A 21,379-nucleotide genomic window follows, 5' to 3' on the forward strand; every position below is an offset into this window, starting at 1 on the left:
CGCGGAAGCGCAAACTAGACTTGCGGAGTCAGGAAGAAAGCGATCCCCAGTATGAAGTAGACGGCTAAAAGTTGAACGCCCTTCAACCAATCCGAGCGGCCGTCTCCGGCAACTTGCCCTGTTACGACGACTGCGAGGAACACCGCGAGCACCAAGCCCTTTCCGAACAGCAAGTTCATAGGGGAGGCGCCGACGAAAAAGCTTAAAAGAACCAGGACGGGAGCGACAAACAACGCGACCTGAACGCTCGACCCGATGGCAATCGATAGGCTGAGATCCATTCTGTCCTTCAAGGCGGCCGTCACCGCAGTCGCGTGCTCGGCAGCATTGCCCAGAATGGCGACCACGAACACGCCGACGAAGAGATCGCTGAAACCGAACGCATGTGCCGTTGGCTCGATCGCGCCGACCAGGATTTCGCTGAGCCAGGCAATTGCCACGGTACACGCTGCAAGAACCCCAATCGCCTGGCCGAGCGGCCAGTTTTTTCTGTGTTCGCTATTGTTTGGTGCGGTCAAGGCCAGAAAGAAGTTGGGGTGAGTACGCACGGAAAATATGAGAAAAAGCCCATAGAGAACGAGAAGTACAATAGAAATAGCGATGCTCAGTGTGCTCTCGCCTCCGCTATAGCGTTCACCGACAAGCGCGCCGTAAGCAGCGGGAATGACGAGCGCAATAGCCGCCAGTGTCAGCATGGTCGCTTGCGCTCGCGCTCCCGTAGCGTTGAAGTGCTGCTCATGATGGCGCAAACCGCCGGCCAGCATAGCGGCGCCGAGCACGAGAAGAATGTTGCCGACGATCGAGCCGACGATGGTGGCTTTTACGATATCGTGCAATCCGGCGCGCAACGCTGCGAGGGCGATGATCAGTTCCGCGGCGTTGCCGAAAGTCGCATTGAGCAGGCCGCCGACACCTTCGCCGGCGCGGTCTGCGAGTTGTTCTGTCGCTCGTCCGAGCCAGGCTGCTAGCGGCAGAATGGCGACGGCGGACGCGAGAAATATATATGTGTGCTGATTTGGGGCGAGATACTCAAGCGCCACAGCGACAGGGGCGAAGCACAGCAGCCAATTCCACATCGCTTTCTCCTGATGCCGCGCGCGCTATGGCAGCCTATCTTCCCAGTCGACCCAATCGACCGGGATTTCTTTCAGATAGGCGCTGACGGCTGCGCCGATCGTCGGAAAAAACGCTTGTTCGCCGAGTTGTTTCACCAGACCGAAGCGCTTCAACTTATCTTTTACCGGGTCTTTCAACTCGGCGAAGCACAGTGCGATTCCTGCTTTCTGTAGCGTGCGGTCGAGTTCCGCCACCGTGTCGGCTGCGGTGACGTCGACGTTCGTTATAGGTTCGGAGGCGACGACAACCCATCGCGCTGGCGTTGGTGCGGTTTCAACCGCCGTGATCACGCAGTCCTGGAACAGCTCTGCATTCGCAAAAAAAAGAGGCGCGTCCCAACGGAAAAGCACAAGCCCCGGAATGCGGCGCGCATCGGGATATCGGCTGATGTCGTGATAGCCTTTGATGCCTTCGGCGCGGCCGAGAACCGCATAATGAGGCCGCCATGCATCCCAGAGGAATTGCCCGAGGGCGATGATGACCGCGAGCGCGATGCCCTGAATTGCGCCAAACACGGCGACACCGGCGAAGCATACGATAGAAAGCCAGAATTCCCACTTCTGCATCCGATAGATGCGCATCAGGTCTTGAATTTCAAACAGCCCGATTGCCGAAGCTATGACGACGGCCGCAAGCGTGCTCGTGGGCAAGTTCTGCAATAAATTGGGTGCGGCGATGATAAGTAAGGCAACTGCAAGCGCGCCAGTGATGCCCGTCATCTGGGTCATTGCGCCCGCGGCCTCCGCGACGGGGGTCCGCGATGAGCTACTGCTGATCGGAAAGCCCTGAAAAAATCCCGCCGCGAGATTGGCCGCGCCTAATCCGACAAGTTCTTGGTTAGGATCGACATATGTCCTCGTTCGGGCAGCGTATGCCCGCGAAAGAACACTCGTGTCGGCGAAGGAGATCAATGCCACGGCGAGGCCACCCGACAGGACTGTCGCGAAATCCGTCGAAAAAAGCCAGGGAATGCGAAACGACGGCAAGCCCTGGGGTAGCGGCCCGAGGACTGAAACGCCGGCACCCTTCGCCAGATCCAGCATGCCGACGACGGCGGTCGCCCCAATGACTGCTATCAAGATGCCCGGGACAACTTTGCTGCGCTTGAGAAGCAGGATGACAGCCAACGTTGCAGCGCCGATCGCGAACGCGGTCCAATTCGTCTTGCCGCTGGTAACACCATTACCGATCGCAATGATGTCGCGCAGGGGGCCCTGGCTCTCAATCGAAAATCCGAGCAGCTTCGGCACTTGGCTGAGCAATACCGTCAGGGCGATGCCGTTCATGTAGCCATAGCGGATGGGCTTCGACAAAAGTTCGGTGACGAAGCCTAACTTCGCAAGACCTGCCGCGACGCAGACGACGCCGGATACGATCGCCATTGCTCCTGCGAGCGCCACTGCCCGCATTGGATCGCCGCCCGAGAGGGGCAACACTACAGCGAGGATGACGGCAGCAAGGGATGAATCCGGACCAAGAACGAGGATGCGGCTCGGACCAAAAAGGGCATAGACGATCAACGGCACAATCGTCGCGTAGAGGCCGTAAATCCCCGGCAAACCCGACGCGACTGCATATGCGATCCCCGCCGGTACAAGCATCGTCGCAAGAACCAAGCCCGCAACCACATCATGCTTTATCCAGCTAGGCTGATAGTGCTTAAGCGTATTCAGGCCCGGAAGCCAACGCTCCGCTGCGCCGCGATCACCTGCCATTTGGGGGCGCAAGGCCGGGCGTTGGGTCGGGCTTCGTGTCGCCGTGGGGTCAACGGTCATTCAAGGCCCCATATGCAGACTGAGCATGCGCTCCCGGGATAAGGTACGCCGCTCAAATTTTGCTGCAATAGGTGTGCTGTGCCGTTGCGAAGTCCTTGATTGCCGTCAAGTGCGCGATGATAGATTGGCGTTAAAAGTTTCTTGCAGCGAGCGGGCGATCCGTATGCTGCTCCGGTTTCCAATCTTGATTTTCTTCGGCGTCGGAATATTCTGAATGAACATAGTGTGCAGGCTGATCTTTTCCTGAGTTGCCGCATATTTCTTGACGTTCTCAGTCAAAGAAGCGCTCGGTACACGAGCATGAATCCAGAAAAGCACCGGATGTTCGAAACGCCATTGAAGTCGGGGGGAATTGAAAAGATCCAAGGAGAAAAACAATGCCTGGGCTCTTGCGACCCGAAGACCTGAAGATGATTTCGCTCGATGCGGAAACGGAAGAATACAATCGAGAGCGAGACCTCAAGAAAAAGAAAGCGCAGCAGGATAAGGAGCTGCGCGAAGCGTTCATGTCGCGCAAAGTCGCAGAAAAAGCCTTGGCGATTGATCGCGTCAACAATGCCATTCGAATTGCCGCTCAAAATGGCCAGCACCATCTGCAGGTTATCACGTTCCCGTCGAGCTACTGCAGCGACGGCGGCCGCCGCATCAATATTGCCGATCCGGAATGGCCGACGACGCTTACGGGTTTCGCAAAAGATGCGTATGAATTCTACGATACGGAGCTACGCCCCCTGGGGTACAAGCTCCGTGCGGAAATCATAAGTTTTCCCGGCGGGATGCCCGGCGAGGTGGCAATGTCGCTGACGTGGTAGGCGCCCGGCGACACTCTTTTTGTTGGCGCTTTGCGACACGCGTTCCGCGCGCCGGCCGCAAAGGGCGGGGATGTTTGGCGCTGGCCGACGCTCCTTCGTCGAGCGGCAGCCTGCGCGGAGTTACCCCCGTCGCGCTTTCTCGATTGCCGCGACGTCGATCTTCTTCATCGTCATCATGGCTGAGAATGCGCGCTTGGCCTCATCGCCGCCGGCCGCGAGCGCGTCGGTCAGCACGCGCGGGGTGATCTGCCAGTTGACGCCCCATTTGTCCTTGCACCAGCCGCATTCGCTCTCGCGGCCGCCGTTGCCGACGATGGCATTCCAATAGCGGTCGGTTTCTTCCTGATCGTCGGTCGAGATGGAGAACGAGAACGCTTCGCTGTGCTTGATCCCCGGTCCGCCGTTGAGGCCCATGCATGGAATGCCGACGACGGTGAATTCGACGACGATGACGTCGCCCTCGTGGCCTGAGGGATAGTCGCCCGGCGCGCGGATGACGGCGTCGAGGGAGCTGTCCGGGAACACGCTCGCGTAGAAGCGGGCGGCGGCTTCGGCCTCCTTGTCGTACCAGACGCAGATCCGGCTCTTGGACATGACTAGGGCTCCTTTTTGTTTGCGGCTTCCGACTTCGCTCCGCGGAGCCGGCCGGAAGCCGCAACTGATGCTGCGCGACCGGTGCTTTCTTAAGACGGTCTCGGCAGTCCCGTTCCGACATCATAGATGCGCTTTTTTTGATTGCGCCGGTGCGACAGTTTTTGATTTGCGCATGGCGACTCCCCTGCGGGTAGCCGGCCGCCATGCGCGAATTTTTCGGCGCGCCGGCCGCCCGGCGCGTCGCGATGGAAGAAACTCCGGGCATGCGCCAACGGCCGGCTCCGCGGAGCGGAGTCGTTTGGCGCCAATCAAAAAGCACGAAGCGGACGGGTTCCGCGGCGTAGGGTCTTCGCAATGTTGGTCTCGGAACCGGTCCGCTCCGTGACAGCCAGAGATCAGGGTTCCGGCAGGCCACTTAATGAAGCGGGATATTCCGCACACGGTTTCTCTCATGCCGTGCGGACCTGCTTTCCGCCTTGACCGCATCGCGCGCGTGACGCGAGCGGGTGAGGCTGCCCCACCCGAGCGCCGCGCGACGCCTCGCGCGATGCCCTTGCCGGATGGGTGAGGGGATTATCGGTGAGGTTGAGAGGGCGGGGATAAGTTTTTTGGTGGGCGAGCGGTGGGCGCAATAGTAAGAGAGGGCGGCCTAATTTTTTTTGAGCGTGCGTAGCACATTGCCTGTATCGGCCACTGCGCGAAGCGCCGCTCCTCGCGAATCACTTTATTGTGCTCAATCTGAGCGTGTTCGTCGGTCTGCGATACTTTGATATTGATGGTAGCGCTGAATGCTTTTTTCAGATCAATTTAATGTCGATATGGACGGATCAGAAGACTGGTTCGACCCGTTATTATCTAGCGATATAAAGCTATTTATCGACCCTTTTTTGATTTTCCAGAACGAATTTGGCCCATTCAAAGGTGCGCATAGGGAGATAATCGATTTTTATGAATATGCTTTCAATTGCGTAGCTAAAGCCGCTGGGAAACGCGAGTCGCCACATTGGCTCAAAGCTCTCAGCATCTTAAAGACACCCGAAGCCGCAGAATTTTGCTTAGGTTTCACCGCTCGCGGAACAGATGGTGCGGGTGCTGCCAGCGGAAAGGCGAGGTTGCTGGCCGAAGGCCTAGAAAAGGCTATCGCATTTGGCTTAAGCTCGCCAGAGCACTTTGAGACTGTCCAGTTGTTTCGCGAGAAAATCGGCCGGGACACCATTTCTGACGCGACCGCAAATATACTGAGAGTGAGATTCGCAAAGTACACAGAACGCATCTGTAAGAAACTTAAACTTGATACAAACACAGTTTTGCATCCGCGCGCGAAATTCGATTTGGTGCGGGGTCGATGGCAAGCGGCAAATATAAGTGCCCCTATTAATCCGTTTAATCACAAGCAAGTCCTTTTGTGCCCAAAAGCATATTTGAAGCCGCTCCCGACAATCAATGCAAAAGATTATTGGGGCTATTGCTTCGATGAAGATCCGGACGATTTGCGCCGGGAATTTGGAGAGGAAATAACTCGGAGCGTCAAAAAGGAGATCATAATAGAGAATGCGCTGAAGCATTTCGATTCCGTGGAATCGTTTGTGGCTTTTCTTGAAGCCGCAGGGGTTGCGCCATATGATATTGATGGCGATCCAAATGGTCTTATTAGATGGTATCATGCGACGCGGGATTATATTGCTTCGCATCCTGTGCGCGCGAAAATTAGAGACGACGCTGATTTAGAAAAATTTATCGACGAGATTATTCAAGCCTTCCAAACGTTTGTCGAGGATAATGGGGGGTGGAAGCTTATGTTCTCAGATGACGGCGCTCCACGATCTGAAGAGATATGCCAGTTGGCTTTCCTGGGTATCGTCAAACACATATGTCATCAAAACAATATCGATGTATCCAAGGAAGCTAACATAGGCCGAGGCCCAGTTGATTTTAAGCTCTCACGGGGCATCGAGTTGAGAGCCCTGATTGAAATGAAGTTGGTGAGCAATACAAAATTTTGGAATGGGTTAGAGCGACAATTGCCCAAATATCTAGAAGCGGAAGGCGTGAGAGTGGGAAAGTTCCTTATTATTGCATTCGATTCTGACGAATTAGGCAAAGTGAAGGATGCGCAAAATCGCGCGAACGATCTTGGTAAGAAATTGAAATACAAATTAACAAGTAAGACTGTTTTGGTTGAGTATAAACCTCCTTCAGCATCGAAGCTTTGATGCGCTCAAGCTGTTCTGACAAAATTTTGCTTTTAGGCGTGGTTTTTTTCGCGACGCTTGCTCCAGATTGCTGCCGGGCGAAACTCTCACTCAGGCTCTCAATACCCACTCCCATCCTTCCGCGTAAAACTCCACTTCCCGTCGGGGCCGAGTGAGGCTTTGAGGTCGTCGCTCGGATAGCTGCCTTCGTCGCCGGGCGTGCGGTCGCCGATCTCGAGATAGACGACGTCACGCGTCGTCCGGTTCACAAGGTGATGGGCGATGCCCGCCGCGGGGAAGCCCGCGCACATCCCGGGCTCCATGTCGATCTCGCCCGTGTCGGTGACGAGCGTCGGCGTGCCTTCGAGAATATAGACGAACTCATCCTGCTTGCTGTGTCGGTGCAGCAGCGCGGACTCGCCGCCCGGCAGAAGCCGCGTCAGGTTCACGCCGAAGTTCTTCAGTCCGAAGATGTCACCGAGCGGGCGCTTCTCGCGCTTGCCCATGCGGCTGAAGAAGGGCTCCGGATAGTTCGACGGTTTTGTGCGAAGCGGCGCGTCCTCGGCTTTGATCGCGAGCGGCGGGCGGGCATCGTCATCGGCAGCCACAGGTCATCTCCGTCATCGAAGCTTGCACGGAACACTGCCCCCACCCGGCGCTGCGCGCCACCCTCCCCGCGAGGGGGAGGGTAAGCTATTCCGCCGCCTGCTTCTTGCTCGCGGGCTTGGGTTTGCGCGCCAGCACCGGCTTCAGGTACTGCCCAGTGTAGCTTTCCTTGACCTTCACGATGTCCTCGGGCGTGCCGGCCGCAACGATCGTGCCGCCGCTCCCGTTTACTCCGGCGCGGAGAACGTTCTCACGATTTCGTAGATGCCGGGATCGAATTTGGCGAACGAAAGCGCTTCCTGAAAGAGCGGGAGCGGGCCGGGATCGCGCCGCATCGCCTCGTAGTCCTCGATGCTCCGCCACTGGGCGTACATGGTGACTTTCGTGCCGTCGAGGCTGCGATGGAGCGTGGAAGCCAGAAAGCCTGGCGCGTGGCAGACGAACTCGTCGGTTGCGCGCGTGAGCAGGTCGAGAAGCCGCTGTTGGTTCTCAGGCGCGACGGTGAAGACGTTGATCAGGGTGATGGACAAGGTGGGTTTCGCTCTTTTGTTTGCTCCGGGTGACCCCCACCCCTAACCCCTCCCCACAAGGGGGAGGGGAATTGTGGGGATGCCGCCCCTCACCCCAACCCTCTCCCCGCGCGCGGGGAGAGGGAAGAGAGTTACTCCGCCGCCTGCTTCTTCGCTCTTTTGTTTGCGGCTTCCGACACGCCTCCGGCGCGCCGGCCGGAAGCCGCGCTTCGCGCAAGCACCGGCTTTAGATACTGCCCGGTGTAGCTTTCCTTGACCTTCACGATGTCCTCGGGCGTGCCGGCCGCAACGATCGTGCCGCCGCCGTCGCCGCCTTCGGGGCCGAGGTCGATGATCCAGTCGGCGGTCTTGATGACTTCGAGATTGTGCTCGATGACGACGACGGTGTTGCCCGCGTCCGCCAGCTCGTGCAGCACCTCGAGCAGCTTGGCGACGTCGTGGAAGTGCAGGCCCGTCGTCGGCTCATCCAAGATGTAGAGCGTGCGGCCGGTGGCGCGGCGTGACAATTCCTTCGACAGCTTGATGCGCTGCGCCTCGCCGCCCGAGAGCGTCGTCGCCTGCTGGCCGATGTGGATGTAGCCCAAGCCGACGCGCGCCAGCGTTTCGAGCTTGTCGCGGATCGACGGCACGGCCTTGAAGAACTCGGCGCCTTCCTCGACCGTCATGTCGAGAACGTCGGCGATCGACTTCTCCTTGAAGGTGACGGCGAGCGTCTCGCGATTGTAGCGCTTGCCCTTGCATTCCTCGCACGTGACGTAGACGTCGGGCAGGAAGTGCATCTCGATCTTGATGACGCCGTCGCCCTGGCAGACCTCGCAGCGGCCGCCTTTCACGTTGAACGAAAAGCGCCCCGGTTCGTAGCCGCGCGTTTTGGCTTCGGGCAGGCCTGCGAACCATTCGCGGATCGGTGTGAAGGCGCCGGTGTAAGTCGCGGGGTTGGAGCGCGGCGTGCGGCCGATCGGCGACTGGTCGATGTCGATGATCTTGTCGAAGTGCTCGATGCCGGTGATCTTGTCGTGCTCGCCGGGGTGGTCTTTCGCGTTGTTCAGCTTGCGCGCGACGGCCTTGAAGAGCGTGTCGATCAGCAGCGTCGATTTTCCGCCGCCGCTGACACCCGTGATGCAGGTGAAGAGGCCGACGGGGACGGACGCGGTGACGTTCTTCAGGTTGTTCTCGCGCGCGCCGGTGACGGTGAGCATGCGTTTGGGGTCGGGCGCGCGGCGGTTTTTCGGGATCGGCACGTAGCGGACGCCGGAGAGGTATTCGCCGGTGATGCTTTGCGGGCTGTCCATGATGTCGGCTGGCGTGCCTTGCGCGATGACCTTGCCGCCGTGGACGCCCGCGCCGGGACCGATGTCGACGACGTGGTCGGCCGTCATGATCGCGTCCTCGTCGTGTTCGACGACGATGACGGTGTTGCCGATGTCGCGCAGGTGTTTTAGCGTGCCGAGCAGACGGTCGTTGTCCTTCTGGTGCAGGCCGATGGACGGCTCATCGAGCACGTAGAGCACGCCCGTTAGCCCTGAGCCGATCTGCGAGGCGAGGCGAATGCGCTGGGATTCGCCGCCCGACAGCGTGCCGGACGAGCGCGAGAGGGTGAGGTATTCGAGGCCGACGTCATTCAGGAATTTCAGGCGGTCGCGGATTTCCTTCAGGATGCGCGTCGCGATTTCGGACTGCTGCTTGGTGAAGGTTTTCGGGATCTCGCCGAACCAGATGTTGGCGGCCTTGATCGACAGGTCGCCGACCTCGCCGATGTGCTTGCCGCCGACTTTGACGGCGAGGGCCTGCGGTTTCAGGCGATAGCCGTGGCAGGCTTCGCACGGATGCGCCGCCTGATAGCGCGAGAGTTCCTCGCGGACCCAATCGCTGTCGGTTTCCTTGAAGCGGCGGGCGATGTTGCCGATGACGCCTTCGAACGGCTTTTCGGTGGAATAATTGCGCGTGCCGTCCCAGTAGGTGAACGTCACGTCCTCGTCGCCGGAGCCGAACAGGAGCGCGAGCTGGACGTGCTTCGGCAGTTTCTCCCACGGCGTCTTCATCGAGATCTTGTAGTGCTTGGCGAGGCTTTCGAGCGTCTGCTCGTAATAGGGCGATGAGACGCCGGTTTTAGCCCAGGGGTAGATCGCGCCTTTTTCGAGCGAGAGCGAGCCGTCGGGCACGACGAGGTCGGGCTCGAAGCGCAGTTCCGAGCCGAGGCCGTCGCAGACCGGGCAGGCGCCGGCGGGGGCGTTGAACGAGAACAGGCGCGGCTCGATTTCGTCGATCGTGAAGCCGGAGACAGGGCAGGCGAAGCGGGACGAGAATAGGATGCGCTCGTGTGTGTCGTTCTTCGACTTGTTGGCGCCTTCGGTTTCGGATTTCGGCAGCGGTTTGTCGACGTATTCGGCGATGGCGAGGCCGTCGGACAGTTTCAGCGCCTGCTCGAATGAGTCCGCGAGGCGGGTGCCGATGTCTTTCTTGACGACGATGCGGTCGATGACGACGTCGATGTCGTGCTTGTATTTCTTGTCGAGTTTCGGCGCGTCCTCAATCGCGTAGACGGTGCCGTTGATCTTGAGGCGCTGGTAGCCCTTCTTCTGCCACTCGGCGATTTCCTTGCGGTATTCGCCTTTGCGGCCGCGAACGACGGGCGCGAGAAGCAGAAGGCGCGTGCCGTCGGGCAGCGCAAGCACGCGATCGACCATCTGCGCGACGGTCTGGCTTTCGATCGGCAGGCCGGTCGCGGGCGAATAAGGAACGCCGACGCGGGCGAACAGCAGGCGGAGATAGTCGTAGATCTCCGTCACGGTGCCGACGGTGGAGCGCGGGTTCTTGCTCGTCGTCTTTTGTTCGATGGAGATGGCGGGCGACAGGCCGTCGATGTGATCGACGTCCGGCTTTTGCATCATCTCCAGGAACTGGCGGGCGTATGCCGACAAGCTCTCGACGTAGCGGCGCTGGCCTTCGGCGTAGATCGTGTCGAAGGCGAGGGACGATTTGCCGGACCCCGACAATCCCGTGAACACGACGAGCGCGTCGCGCGGGATTTCGATGTCGACGTTTTTGAGGTTGTGTTCGCGCGCACCCCGGACGTGGATGGTCTTCATCAGCTCGGAGGCGGGGCGGGAATTGGGTTTTGTCGATTTGGCCATGAGAACCGTCTAGCCGAGGGGTGGCGGGACTGGCAATGGAACCCGACGGCGCGGGGGCAATATGGGGGCGGGGTGCGGCATAAAACAGTCCCGCGACCGTGACGCTTGGCTGTCCGGCTGGTTATTAGGTGGCGTCCTAGCCGGCGTCTGGGGGATTGTCCGGCGTGCGGGCCGGGTCCGGGTCGACGATAGGGGCAGGCGAGGGCGTGTCGAGAGCGACGATCATGGCTCCAGCCGTTTCCCGTGAGCCCTGGACGACGTCGGAGGCTCCGTATTGCTTCAGGTAGGCTTCCTCGGCGTCCGAATGGGCGCGGGCGATGATCTGCAGGCCGGGATTGGCGGCGCGGCCCTGGGCGACGATCTGGCCAGCCTCGAAGCAGTCGGGGATGGCGACGATCAGTGCCCGGGCGTCCTTCAGGTTGGCCGACGCCAGATCGGTGACGGCGTTGGCCGCGACGGCATCGAGACCGCGAGATTTCAGCGTTTCGGCGGTGTCGTCGCGGTCGTCCAGGACGAACAGCGGGATGCCGCGTTCGATCAGGTTCTCGCCGATCACGCTTCCGACCCGGCCGAAGCCGACCAGGACGGTGTGGCCGGTTTTCGACGTAACGTGGGCCAGCTCGGATGCCGGTTTGGCTGTCTGAGGCTCAGCGGCGGCGCTGGGCGCCTGACCGGGAACTTGTCCTGGAGCTTGCCCTGCGGGCGCCGGTTCTTTCGGCTTCGGAGGTTCGGCCGCGAGGGCTGGCCCGTAGCGTTCGACGGCCAGGAACAGCAGCGGGTTGAGCATGATCGAAAGCAGCGCGCCCGCCAGGATCAGCTCACGCCCCTCGACAGGGAGCAACTTCAGCGTCACGCCGAGTCCGGCGAGAATGAACGAGAATTCGCCGATCTGGGCGAGGCTGGCGGCAATCAGCAGCGCGGTGCGCATGCCGTGGCCGAAGGCGAGGACGATCAGCCATGCGGCAAGTGATTTACCGACAATGATAATCGCGAGGACAGCCATGACGCGCAGCGGATTTTCGACGATGATATTGGGATAGAACAGCATCCCGACCGACACGAAGAACAGCACCGCGAAGGCGTCGCGCAGCGGCAGCGTTTCGTTGGCGGCGCGCTGGCTCAATTCGGATTCACTCAAGATCATGCCGGCGAAGAAGGCGCCGAGCGCCAGCGAGACCCCGAACAGCTTGGCCGCTGCAAAAGCGACGCCGAGCGCGATCGTCAGCACGCCGAGGCGGAACAGTTCGCGCGAACCTGTGTGCGCGATGTGGTGCAGGATCGCCGGAATGAGCCTGCGGCCGCCGAGCAGCATGACGGCGACGAATGCCGCGACTTTCAAAAGCGTGACGGCGAGCGTCATCGCCAATTCGTTCGGCGAGTGAGCTCCCGCCGCGTTGGCGCTCTCGGTGCTCAGCAGCGGGGCAATCGCGGGCAGGATCACGAGTGTCAGGACCATGACGAGGTCCTCGACGATCAGCCAGCCGACCGCGATGCGGCCCTGATCGGATTTGACGAGACGTCGTTCCTGGAGTGCACGCAGCAGGACGACCGTGCTGGCGACGGAGAGTGCGAGACCGAAGACGAGGCCTGCGCCCAACGACCATCCGAATGTCGTCGCGAGGCCGACGCCCATCGCGGTCGCGACGGCGATCTGGACGAGGGCGCCGGGCACGGCGATGGCGCGCACCGCCAGCAGCTCCGACATGGAGAAATGCAGCCCGACGCCGAACATCAAAAGGATGATGCCGATTTCCGCGAGTTCGTTAGCGAGGCCCTGGTCGGCCACAAAACCCGGCGTGAAAGGGCCGACGGCAACTCCGGCGAGCAGATAGCCGACGATAGGAGAGATGCGAAATCTCTGGGCGATGGCGCCGAAAATGAAGGCCAGCGATAGGCCGACGACGATGGTAGCGATGAGCGGAGTATCGTGCGCCATTCCCGATGCGGCACCTCCTGAAGGCCGTTCCTCCAGTTTGCCCGGCTCAAGGCGAAACAATCAAGCCCCGCGGGAATTTAGGCGGCAGATTTCAAAGATGAGGGAGTTGGTTTTAGGGACCAGGTTCTGGTGCCAAGGGTGCGGCTTCGTGGGTTCCCTTGTTCATCTGTGGTTCCTCGGGACAAGCCCGAGGATGACAATGTTTGTGCGATATCATCTCCACGTCATCCCGGCGCAAGCCTGGATCCAGTCAAGCCTCGACACCGAAGATATGGATACTTGCCTGGGTGCCGACCTCCGTCGGCATGACGGTGGTTGATAAGGCCGCGCGATACAATGAGGACATCCACCCTCGCGGGGAACGGTGTTCATGCGGTGATATTCACGTGGTTGTCAGGATGCCGTCAGCATTCAGCCTTGACGGCAGGGTAAGCGTCGCGGAAATGAACCGCGGATCGTTATCGATGGGGGCATCACGTGAGCGACGCGCCGTCTCTTCTCAACTTTTCACATCCGGCTCATCCGGTGAACCGGACGCTGACGGTGGTCAAGCTGCTGGTGCTTGCGGTATCCGTCGCCGCGGCCGTGCCGACCGCGCGCAACTTGTATTTCTCCTGGAAGAACGACGTGCCGTTCAGTCAGGTCGATCATCGCCTGGCGCAGGCAGCGTTGCTGGAGAAGAATTTCGACTGCCGGATCGCGTATCGTTCGCTGACGACGCAGGGCAATGCGCAGGTTGAGGTCGGATCGTGTGCGAAGACCGGTGACATCTCGATCCGCGTGAAGAGCGCGGACGGTCAGGTCAACTACGAATGGATTGCATTCGATCAGTTGCCGAAGCCTGTTTCGAAAACTGCAAGCTTGTGGGACTTGATCGTATCGCGCGCGATGGCGGATGAAGCCGCACGGCGGGACGTGCCGTTCAATGTTGCGCAGGATGTGACGGTGCTGTGCCAGGCGAAGTCGGGCGACAACATCATTCGCGTCGTGCAATCCGGCGGACAGTGCACGCGCGAAACCGTTTCGATTTTCCGCGGCTCCGTCGAGAAAAGCGCGAGTGTGCCTTGCGATAAGGCGTGTCCTATAAAGTAGCGACTTCCGACTCCCCTCCGGGGAGCCGGCAGGAAGGCGCGGAGAGTTTTTTGATAGTGCTCGGCGACACGCGTTCCGCGCGCTGACCGCCGAGCACGGCAGTTTTTGATTGTCGCTTCGAACTCCGCTTCGCGGAGCCGGCCGGAAGCGACGGATGTTTCACCATTCGTCCTTCTGCGGCAGGCCGTCGGCGATGTCGTAGTAATCGGACTTCGAGCCGACAAAGATGTGCTCCTTGATCTTGAGGCCCGTCGGTCTGTCGAGCGTTCCGGCGGTGACATAGATTTCTTCGCTGCCGGGGGACTGCCAAAAGAGATTGCTACCGCAGCGCATGCAGAAGCCGCGGTTGCCGGCATCCGACGACGGATACCAGCGCAGCGTCTCGTCATTCAGCAATTTTATGTCTGCGGCGGCGCAGCTCGTCATCGCAGCGTAATTTCCACTCGTCTTCGCGCATATCGAACAGTGACACGCGAGGATCGGGTTGAGTTCGCCGCCGATTTCATAGCGGACACCTCGGCAATGGCAGCTTCCTGTGGCGTGAACGGTCATTAGCAACGAATATCCTTCGAACGGCGATGCGGCTCGCAGTAAGATCACTGATATTGCGCGTATTTCAAACATTACCGATGAGAATTGTGATCGCTTTCTTCCTGATGACAACTTGACGACCGGGGTTTTGAGGCACACATTTCTCTTTGTGACGGTGCCGCTCTCGCTAGCTGTTCCGGTAATTGCGTCTCGGCCGAGGGGTCGATGAGCTGCGGAATGGAGACGCGAGCCGCAAGGGCTTCACGTGGTGCGTATGGGTCCCGTGAGGCGCATGTGGAACGTGGTAGGCGTGACGTTGAAACAGATCGAGGAGAGGAGATGACTCCACCGGGTTATCAATCAGGACCTCGAGACTTGTTCACGGGGTCAGCAGCTTGACAAGCGCTCTCGAGATTGTGGCCACGCTTGGCTCAGCTGCACTCGCTGCTACAATTTGGATATCTCACACGAGGGAGGCGGTCCGTGCGGCCGCTAGAGCCTCGCATTCAAAGGCCCGGTTTTAGTCTGGGCGAACCATCGAAGGTAAAAAACACAGCCCCGCGCGAATCCGAGGATTCGGCGGGGTTAGTTTTTGTTTGTGCTTGGTGAAGTTTTTTGTTGTCGCTCCCGACTCCGCTTCGCGGAGCCGGCCGGAAGCGACGGGCTTGGCGAAACAGTCTTCGCACTTCACGGCGACACGTCACTACTGTCATCCTTGGCTTCAGGCCGAGGATCTATCAGGCAGCTATGCGAGATGAGCTATGAATCCCCGGGACGAGCCCGAGGATGACAGTAGATTGCGCTGCGCTTGGCCGTGGATGACCAGACTCATCAGTCCTTGTGGTTCGTGATCGCGACGAATTTGTCGTCGTTCTGGGCACGGCGTTCGTGCATCAGGAAGTCGTAGTAGCCGCAGCGACCGGAGCCCGGGTATGCGCGGCAGGCGGCGGGGCGCGCCTTATAGATCGTGCAGCAGCGCTTCTTGGTGTCGAAGAACTGGCAGATGCGGCCGTAGTGCTTATCGCGCTGGCGGCGCATGATGTACTTGTGGCCGTGGGCTGCACGGGTAAAGCGGCGCTTCGCGGTTTCATATTTGAGGTCGAAATGCTTGGCGAGGCGTTCCACGTCGCGCTTGTTCAGCGCAATGACCGGATACGAACAGCAGTATCCTGGGCAATTCAAACAATTGTACTGAGCCATTGCGGCTTTGGTGCTCCCGCGTGCGCACGCCATCCTCTGGGTAACGGCCTTAGATCATGCGGCGCGGCAGTCAAGACGGCATTCGCGGCGAACGCGACATTCCGGTGAGACCGTGGCGCGATGAGTTAATTTGCTTGCGCCTAGTGGGGCGGGCGCTATATAGAACAATGAGAGAACATTGCTGTCCCCGCCCGGTCGATTAGGCCGTGGAGAACGATAAATGAAGTGAAGAAGGTGGCGGGGAGAGCCTTTAAAGTCAGAACGATTCCGCGCTATCCGAATGGCGCGTCTATGCAACTATTCATGCCGGCTGGCGAGCATGCCGCCGGTCGTCGCGAGGGAACGCGGTTGCGTTCCTCGCGTTCAGTCACGTTCAGTCAAGGAGACGAGTGAAATGGCAGGGTCGGTCAACAAAGTTATTCTGGTCGGCAATGTCGGCAAGGATCCGGAGATCCGCCGCACGCAGGATGGCCGCCCGATCGCCAATTTGAGCATCGCGACGAGCGATACCTGGCGCGACAAGCAGACGGGTGAGCGCAAGGAAAAGACCGAGTGGCATCGCGTCGTCGTCTTCAGTGAGCCGTTGTGCAAGATCATCGAGCAGTACGTGAAGAAGGGCGCGAAGCTCTACATCGAAGGCGCACTGCAGACGCGTAAGTGGACGGATCAGTCTGGCGCGGAGAAGTATTCGACCGAGGTCGTCATCCAGGGCTACAACGGCACGCTGACGATGCTTGATGGCGCAGGCGGCGGACGCGGCGCGTCGATTGGTATGCAAGAGAGCGGTCCGGATTACGCGTCAGACGGCGGTTTCGGTTCGAGTTCGGGTGGTGAACCCCGGCGCGCGTCGGGTTCCAGGAGCGGCGGTTCGAAGCCGAGCTTCGACAAAGCGCTCGACGATGAGATACCCTTCTGATGGTCGCTTCCGACTCCGCTTGGCGGAGCCGCCCGGAAGCAATGGGCTTGGTGAGGCAGTCTTCGGACGTCGTGGCGCCACGCGTTCCGCGAGCTGCCCGCCACGCACGGAAGTTCCTGAGTTGTCGTTTCCGACGCCTTGGCGCCGCTGGCCGCGCAAGGGGGCCGGGATGACGTCGGAGGTGAGAACACCGGCCCGCGTTTTCTGAAGAAGACTGATAGCTTTTCCGTTGTGGTCGCGCGGTCCCATCACCACCGTCATGCCGACGGAGGTCGGCACCCAGGCAGATATCAATATGTTCGGTGTCGAGGCATGGCTGGATCCCGGCCTTCGCCGGGATGACGTTTGGGGATGGTATCGCGCCAAACACGGTCATCCACGGCCCCGGCCCGAGGATGACCCTAGTTCGACGCGTCTGCCAACTCTCTCCAGGGAGCCGACCGGATGGCGCGGAACTGCTAAGCCCCCAGAAAGCAGAAAGCGCCTAATGAGCTACGCCCGCTGCGATTGGCGCCTTGGTCTTGTTGAACTGGAAGGCTTTCTCCGACTGCACCTCGATGAAGAGGTGCTGCACTTCCGGGTAACGGGCCTTGATCGCGGTCTGCAAACGGCCGGTCACGTCTTCGACGGTTCGGGCACTCACCCAGTCTTCGAAGTCGACGCTGGCCGTGACCAGCACGTCTTGCGGTCCCAGATGCATCGTGCGGATTTCGTTGATGGTGCGGATCGGTTTGTCACGTCCGATTTCCTTGGCGATGATTTCATTCAACCCGGCTTGGACTGCGCGCGACGCCGACTCCCCGACGATTAACGAGCGAATTTCGCCCGACATGAAAATGGCAACGAAGCCCAGCACGCAGCCGATCAAAATCGAGGCGATGCCGTCAGCCTGCTCGTAGCCGCCGAAGTCAGCCGCGAATGTGCCGATCAACGCAATCGTCAGGCCGACCATCGCGGCGCTATCTTCAAGCACGATCGCAAACAGCGAAGGGTCTTTCGATGCCCTGAGCGCTGCGATGAACCCGAGGCCCGACGGGCCGCGTCGCGTATTGAATTCTCCGACGGCCTTCCACGTCGAAAAACCTTCGAGGGCCATCGCGACGAGCAGCACGATGTAGACGACGTAGACGTCGTGTATCGGGTGCGGATGGAGCATCTTTTCGATGCCTTCGTAGATCGCAACGCCGGCGCCGAGCGCGAACAGCACCATCGCGACGATGAAGCTCCAGAAATAGATTTCCTTGCCGTAACCGAATGGATGTTGAGCGTCGGCAGGCATTGCGGCGCGCTTGATCCCTAGAAACAGCAGAAGCTGGTTGGACGTATCGACGAGCGAGTGAATGGCTTCTGAGAGCATCGCAGAAGATTGCGTCCACGCCGCCGCCACGAATTTTGCGGCGGCAATGCCTAGGTTACAGGCAAATGCAACGACGATAACGGCTTTCGATCCGCCGGTGTCCACGGTTGTTGTCTCCCTCTATGGCAACCTCATGCGTACCCGATAGTAGGGGAATGCGTCCACCCGCGCGCATTGAAGGCCGCGCCACGCGAGCAATAACGGTCAGCCGAAACGTCGTCAGCGGCTGAGGACGTTGCGCTTATTCCAAAGAAAAACGGCCTGTTTCAAACGATCTTTGACAGCGCAACCGAAGCGTGTCTGAGACCATGGGAGAAGCGGAGCGCTACGATCGGTCGCCACATAGTAGCGGCTGATAAGCGGGTAAATGGCCCACGCCATCGCGACACCTACGATCACGTCCGTCACGTAATGCGAGCCGATTGGGACGCACGAGACGAGCATCAGCAGATTAAGCGGCACGAAGAGCCAGCGTAAAATCGGGACCGCCATCCAACCATACGCGAGCAGCACAGCCACAACGGCGTGATAGCTTGGGAACGTCACCAGTCCGGCAAAGTGCAGTTGATGATCGCCGTTGCGCAGCCCGTCCGTAATGCCCGGGGCGACCCATGCGGCAGGCACAATGACGCTCGGAAAATCGGATGATTTGAAATTGAAATGTGCATAGGGGCCGATCGCGGGAGCAACGAGAAAGATGGCGATGGTTGCGGCGAGTACCACGGTGGATGTTGTCATGACGCTGCGGAGACGCTCCGGATCAGCCCAGGCGAGCGTCAGCACCAGAATGATCGGCTGCCATTCGATGCTTGCGTAAGCGTGGCTCAAAATTCTGGTCAGTTCGGGATGGTCACGGAACCAGAATGCCAGCGCCACCCAGTCTATTCCGAGACCGGCGTCGGCAGCGACAAGAATCTTGTCCTGAAACGGAAATGCTGCCGAGGCAAAAATGGCTTCTAACGGCGGCATGATAAGAACGGTTGAAATTGAAAGCGCGGTCGCTTCAACCGCTATAGCGGCCCGCAGGTGGCCGCAGTGTATGAGATAGGCCGTGGCCGCAGCCATTGCCGCCAAACACGCCCCTTGGCGAAGAAAAAAGGCCGGAGGCGGGAACGCGAAATCCGTAATGGAGCAGAGCAGCGCAAGAAGTGCGGCACTTAGAGCTATCAAGATCCAGGCTGGGCGCATGGCGCGCGCCCATACTTTGCTAGCGGAGGGACGAAGTCCGGGAATGCCTTGTTTCAAAGGGCGAGCTGCTGCGGAAATGCGCAATGAATTGACCATCATCAGCTCAGCAAGTAACGTATCGCTCGGAAACGCGCTCTATACAGGCAAAAATATAAAAGTCGCGTTAAACGCAGATACGCCGGAACGAAGCAATTAATAAAATCGAACGTATTTTTGAGCGTGCAGGTGGGCGCTACCGGCTCTAATTAGACCGCCGCAGTTTCCGTTCTGTGATGTGATTGCTCGCCGCGTACGCGTTTGTGGTTGCCGATTAACCGTGCAAGCCTGAGCGTCGTGTCCGGATCGGTTGCGGGGGAAGAGAATGCAGAAGGGCCCTTATGGTGGCGGCTGGATATTCTTTAAGATATGTCAGCCTTGATGCTCAAAGGCCCGGAAAACTCCGGGCCTTTGTTGGTCTCGCTGCCGGTTCTGGTCGGGCGTTTATTTCAGCGGCACGGGTTCGCTGCTGCGGCCGCTGAGGAGATCGGCAAGGTTGAAGCGATAGCCAACGCCGGCCGAGACGATGAGGGGATCGACGTCGACCTTGGCGGTGATGCCCGTTCCGCGCCAATTTGCATCGGTATCCAGCCAGATCTTTTTGACGTCGGCGTTTAAATACCAGCCGTTTCCGATTTCATAGTCGACGCCGCCCTGGAGGGCGAAGCCGAAGGAGTCGCTCAGGTGTAGATTGCCGCCGAGCTCGCCACTATTGGTATTGAAGTAATGGATGTATTGAAAACCAACGCCACCATACGGCTTGAAGCCCATGATCGGGTCCATATGGTATTGCAGCGTGACCACTGGCGGGAAAGCCCAGAAGTTTCCGAGGTTGGTGCCGTTGATGGCGCCCTTGCCCTCGGCGCTGAACTTGGCGAAGCAACAGAAAAGTTCAGCCGCGATGTTCTTGGTAAAGAAATGGGTGATCGTGAGTGACGGGATCGTTTCCGTGCTGATCTCGGCGTCGGCGCCCGACAATGTGGTGCCGCCGCTATAGACGTGCGCGCCGGAGTCCGGAACGACAACAGAGCCCTCGACACGAACCAAAGTGTCGCCGCTGTAGTCGCCAGCCCGCGCCGATGCCGACGCCGATATCAACGCAAGCACCGTCAACGTCCCTATCCCAAGCCGCCGCATTCTCAATTCCCCTTCTTCAAATTTTCCTGCCATCGCAAAGTCGCGTTCGACTCGATGGCTCCCTTTCGAGTTATCGTTGCGTTGCGGAGGAAGGCACAGAGCGCTCTAAGCCTCTCTCCTGATGGGAGTCAGAGCGGCGGCGTGATTGGGTTCGCTGTGACACGAGCGACACGGCATTTATTGATTCACATCAAATGCTACGTCTCGTGACGGTTGGATAACACTAACCGAATGGCCGGATATGCCGGCGCGAGTCGGGCCACATGCTCCCATGACATATGACGTTGCCTCACGATTGACGCCACGCAGTGAAGACCGCGTGCAGTTGGAACCGGGATTAGCGGGGATTGGCAGGCTTCGAAGCCGCGCGCAGTTCGTTCGCCTTGGCAATCGATATGCGCTTTCCTCTCTCGGATCTGGAAATGTCTACGTGGCGGCGAAAGGTGTTGCCGGCATGGAAGGCGGTGCGCCAGGATCGGATGTACGCGTCATTACCGCGTTACTTTATCCGGGGGACGTTCTCGTTCCCGAGCTGCAGCCGCCGTTGTCGAATTTGGCGCTGGTCTCGCAGCGGCCGGCGGAGTTCTGGAAGCTGACGGCATCGGCATTCGCCGAGGAGGCGGCGCGCGACAGTCAGCTTTGGCAGACGATCTTTGCGCGCATCAACGATCAGAATGCGCGGGCGCAGATGCACGCTGCGGAGATGTCTATTCTCAATTCAGAAGAGCGCGTCGCGGCGTTTCTGATCGAGGCGGGGACGCGGCTGGGTATTTCGTCGGGTGGTATGATCGCGTATGAGCTGCCGCTGTCGCGTTATAGCATCGCCGACTACCTGTCGCTCAATGCCGATACGATTTCGCGGACGTTCTCGGCTTTCAACACGGCGCGGATCATCGAGCGCCGTGGACGCTTCCAGATCGTCGTGCGCGACTGGCGGGCGCTGATGGAACGCTGCCCGATGAGCGAAGCCATCGTCGCTGCTCATGGCAACGGACGGTTGCCGGTTATCCGCTGACGGGCTTTCTTTCAGCAACGCGATGATTGTCGTCTTTGGTTGCTGGCTGAGATGACCGATGTGGAAGGCGTTCCACTTCCAAAATCGTCATGGCCGCGGAGGCGGCCGTCTACGACGGACTTCGCCGGGGCGACGTCGTGCCTGAGGTGTCGTTGCGCTTCCGCTCAGTCATGCTCGGGACAAGCCCGAGCATGACATTTGTGGCGTGAAGC

19 protein-coding genes are annotated in these 21,379 nt (G+C 59.6%); 6 read left to right on the plus strand and 13 right to left on the minus strand.

Going from position 1 to position 21,379, the window contains the following annotated elements; all coding sequences use genetic code 11:
- Positions 1-14: 14 nt before the first annotated feature.
- The 3 genes from cax to RLW41_RS16645 form a co-directional block, all read right to left on the minus strand.
- The gene (gene cax, locus RLW41_RS16635) at positions 15-1,076 is read right to left on the minus strand and encodes a calcium/proton exchanger (protein WP_414462179.1); all 1,062 of its coding nucleotides are present in this window, start codon (positions 1,074-1,076) and stop codon (positions 15-17) included.
- A 24-nt stretch (positions 1,077-1,100) separates the two neighbouring features.
- On the minus strand, positions 1,101-2,891 hold the full coding sequence (locus tag RLW41_RS16640) for a SulP family inorganic anion transporter (RefSeq protein ID WP_414462180.1): 1,791 nt from the start codon (positions 2,889-2,891) through the stop codon (positions 1,101-1,103).
- Between the two features lie 105 nt (positions 2,892-2,996).
- Positions 2,997-3,269: a hypothetical protein gene (locus RLW41_RS16645; protein ID WP_414462181.1), complete on the minus strand. Its 273-nt coding sequence runs from the start codon at positions 3,267-3,269 to the stop codon at positions 2,997-2,999.
- Between RLW41_RS16645 and RLW41_RS16650 the strand changes: the two genes are divergently transcribed.
- The gene (locus tag RLW41_RS16650; protein WP_414462182.1) at positions 3,269-3,703 is read left to right on the plus strand and encodes a hypothetical protein; all 435 of its coding nucleotides are present in this window, start codon (positions 3,269-3,271) and stop codon (positions 3,701-3,703) included. The two genes, RLW41_RS16645 and RLW41_RS16650, sit on opposite strands and share 1 nt — an antisense overlap.
- A gap of 120 nt (positions 3,704-3,823) precedes the next feature.
- On the opposite strand, the gene RLW41_RS16655 is transcribed toward RLW41_RS16650, so the two are convergent.
- Positions 3,824-4,297 (minus strand): VOC family protein, encoded by a 474-nt coding sequence (locus RLW41_RS16655; protein ID WP_414462183.1) that lies wholly within the window; start codon positions 4,295-4,297, stop codon positions 3,824-3,826.
- A gap of 788 nt (positions 4,298-5,085) precedes the next feature.
- Between RLW41_RS16655 and RLW41_RS16660 the strand changes: the two genes are divergently transcribed.
- Positions 5,086-6,510, plus strand: coding sequence for a hypothetical protein (locus RLW41_RS16660; protein ID WP_414462184.1), 1,425 nt, complete (start codon positions 5,086-5,088; stop codon positions 6,508-6,510).
- A 98-nt stretch (positions 6,511-6,608) separates the two neighbouring features.
- Here the strand turns inward: RLW41_RS16660 and RLW41_RS16665 are convergent, their stop codons facing one another.
- The 4 genes from RLW41_RS16665 to RLW41_RS16680 form a co-directional block, all read right to left on the minus strand.
- A complete protein-coding gene (locus tag RLW41_RS16665; protein WP_414462185.1) occupies positions 6,609-7,097 on the minus strand; it encodes a cupin domain-containing protein in 489 nt (162 codons plus the stop codon).
- 225 nt (positions 7,098-7,322) lie between these two features.
- Positions 7,323-7,625, minus strand: coding sequence for an antibiotic biosynthesis monooxygenase family protein (locus RLW41_RS16670; RefSeq protein ID WP_414462186.1), 303 nt, complete (start codon positions 7,623-7,625; stop codon positions 7,323-7,325).
- Positions 7,626-7,756: 131 nt separating this feature from the next.
- Positions 7,757-10,759, minus strand: coding sequence for an excinuclease ABC subunit UvrA (uvrA, locus tag RLW41_RS16675; protein WP_414462187.1), 3,003 nt, complete (start codon positions 10,757-10,759; stop codon positions 7,757-7,759).
- Between the two features lie 136 nt (positions 10,760-10,895).
- Positions 10,896-12,695, minus strand: a complete 1,800-nt coding sequence (locus RLW41_RS16680) for a cation:proton antiporter (RefSeq protein WP_414462188.1) — start codon at positions 12,693-12,695, stop codon at positions 10,896-10,898.
- A gap of 477 nt (positions 12,696-13,172) precedes the next feature.
- On the opposite strand from RLW41_RS16680, the gene RLW41_RS16685 reads away from it, so the two are divergent.
- Positions 13,173-13,787, plus strand: coding sequence for a hypothetical protein (locus RLW41_RS16685; protein ID WP_409562829.1), 615 nt, complete (start codon positions 13,173-13,175; stop codon positions 13,785-13,787).
- A 159-nt stretch (positions 13,788-13,946) separates the two neighbouring features.
- Here RLW41_RS16685 and RLW41_RS16690 read toward each other — a convergent pair whose 3' ends face one another.
- The gene (locus RLW41_RS16690; protein WP_409562830.1) at positions 13,947-14,339 is read right to left on the minus strand and encodes a GFA family protein; all 393 of its coding nucleotides are present in this window, start codon (positions 14,337-14,339) and stop codon (positions 13,947-13,949) included.
- An 810-nt stretch (positions 14,340-15,149) separates the two neighbouring features.
- Positions 15,150-15,518, minus strand: coding sequence for a YkgJ family cysteine cluster protein (locus tag RLW41_RS16695; RefSeq protein WP_414462189.1), 369 nt, complete (start codon positions 15,516-15,518; stop codon positions 15,150-15,152).
- Between the two features lie 394 nt (positions 15,519-15,912).
- On the opposite strand from RLW41_RS16695, the gene RLW41_RS16700 reads away from it, so the two are divergent.
- Complete coding sequence (locus RLW41_RS16700) at positions 15,913-16,434, plus strand: single-stranded DNA-binding protein (RefSeq protein ID WP_409562832.1); 522 nt, start codon at positions 15,913-15,915, stop codon at positions 16,432-16,434.
- Positions 16,435-16,918: 484 nt separating this feature from the next.
- Here RLW41_RS16700 and RLW41_RS16705 read toward each other — a convergent pair whose 3' ends face one another.
- Positions 16,919-17,896, minus strand: coding sequence for a cation diffusion facilitator family transporter (locus RLW41_RS16705; RefSeq protein WP_409562833.1), 978 nt, complete (start codon positions 17,894-17,896; stop codon positions 16,919-16,921).
- Positions 17,897-18,010: 114 nt separating this feature from the next.
- Complete coding sequence (locus RLW41_RS16710) at positions 18,011-18,856, minus strand: phosphatase PAP2 family protein (protein ID WP_414462190.1); 846 nt, start codon at positions 18,854-18,856, stop codon at positions 18,011-18,013.
- On the opposite strand from RLW41_RS16710, the gene RLW41_RS16715 reads away from it, so the two are divergent.
- Entirely contained in the window at positions 18,843-19,175 is a 333-nt protein-coding gene (locus tag RLW41_RS16715) for a hypothetical protein (RefSeq protein ID WP_414462191.1), read from the plus strand. The two genes, RLW41_RS16710 and RLW41_RS16715, sit on opposite strands and share 14 nt — an antisense overlap.
- Before the next feature lie 284 nt (positions 19,176-19,459).
- On the opposite strand, the gene RLW41_RS16720 is transcribed toward RLW41_RS16715, so the two are convergent.
- Positions 19,460-20,152, minus strand: coding sequence for an OmpW/AlkL family protein (locus tag RLW41_RS16720; RefSeq protein WP_414462192.1), 693 nt, complete (start codon positions 20,150-20,152; stop codon positions 19,460-19,462).
- 430 nt (positions 20,153-20,582) lie between these two features.
- Here RLW41_RS16720 and RLW41_RS16725 point away from each other — a divergent pair, with 430 nt between their 5' ends.
- Positions 20,583-21,167 (plus strand): Crp/Fnr family transcriptional regulator, encoded by a 585-nt coding sequence (locus RLW41_RS16725; protein ID WP_414462193.1) that lies wholly within the window; start codon positions 20,583-20,585, stop codon positions 21,165-21,167.
- Positions 21,168-21,379: the final 212 nt, after the last annotated feature.

The sequence above is a fragment of the Hyphomicrobium sp. DY-1 genome, assembly GCF_047497105.1.
Taxonomy (GTDB): Bacteria; Pseudomonadota; Alphaproteobacteria; order Rhizobiales; family Hyphomicrobiaceae; genus Hyphomicrobium_B.

Excerpts from the sequence above, each read along its gene's own strand:
- uvrA (WP_414462187.1), bottom strand. The coding sequence starts at position 10,759 with ATGGCCAAATCGACAAAACCCAATTCCCGCCCCGCCTCCGAGCTGATG.
- RLW41_RS16660 (WP_414462184.1), top strand. The coding sequence starts at position 5,086 with ATGCTTTTTTCAGATCAATTTAATGTCGATATGGACGGATCAGAAGAC.
- RLW41_RS16680 (WP_414462188.1), bottom strand. The coding sequence starts at position 12,695 with ATGGCGCACGATACTCCGCTCATCGCTACCATCGTCGTCGGCCTATCG.
- RLW41_RS16640 (WP_414462180.1), bottom strand. The coding sequence starts at position 2,891 with ATGACCGTTGACCCCACGGCGACACGAAGCCCGACCCAACGCCCGGCC.
- RLW41_RS16710 (WP_414462190.1), bottom strand. The coding sequence starts at position 18,856 with ATGGCTGCGGCCACGGCCTATCTCATACACTGCGGCCACCTGCGGGCC.
- RLW41_RS16700 (WP_409562832.1), top strand. The coding sequence starts at position 15,913 with ATGGCAGGGTCGGTCAACAAAGTTATTCTGGTCGGCAATGTCGGCAAG.
- RLW41_RS16720 (WP_414462192.1), bottom strand. The coding sequence starts at position 20,152 with ATGCGGCGGCTTGGGATAGGGACGTTGACGGTGCTTGCGTTGATATCG.
- RLW41_RS16655 (WP_414462183.1), bottom strand. The coding sequence starts at position 4,297 with ATGTCCAAGAGCCGGATCTGCGTCTGGTACGACAAGGAGGCCGAAGCC.
- RLW41_RS16690 (WP_409562830.1), bottom strand. The coding sequence starts at position 14,339 with ATGACCGTTCACGCCACAGGAAGCTGCCATTGCCGAGGTGTCCGCTAT.
- RLW41_RS16650 (WP_414462182.1), top strand. The coding sequence starts at position 3,269 with ATGCCTGGGCTCTTGCGACCCGAAGACCTGAAGATGATTTCGCTCGAT.
- RLW41_RS16695 (WP_414462189.1), bottom strand. The coding sequence starts at position 15,518 with ATGGCTCAGTACAATTGTTTGAATTGCCCAGGATACTGCTGTTCGTAT.
- cax (WP_414462179.1), bottom strand. The coding sequence starts at position 1,076 with ATGTGGAATTGGCTGCTGTGCTTCGCCCCTGTCGCTGTGGCGCTTGAG.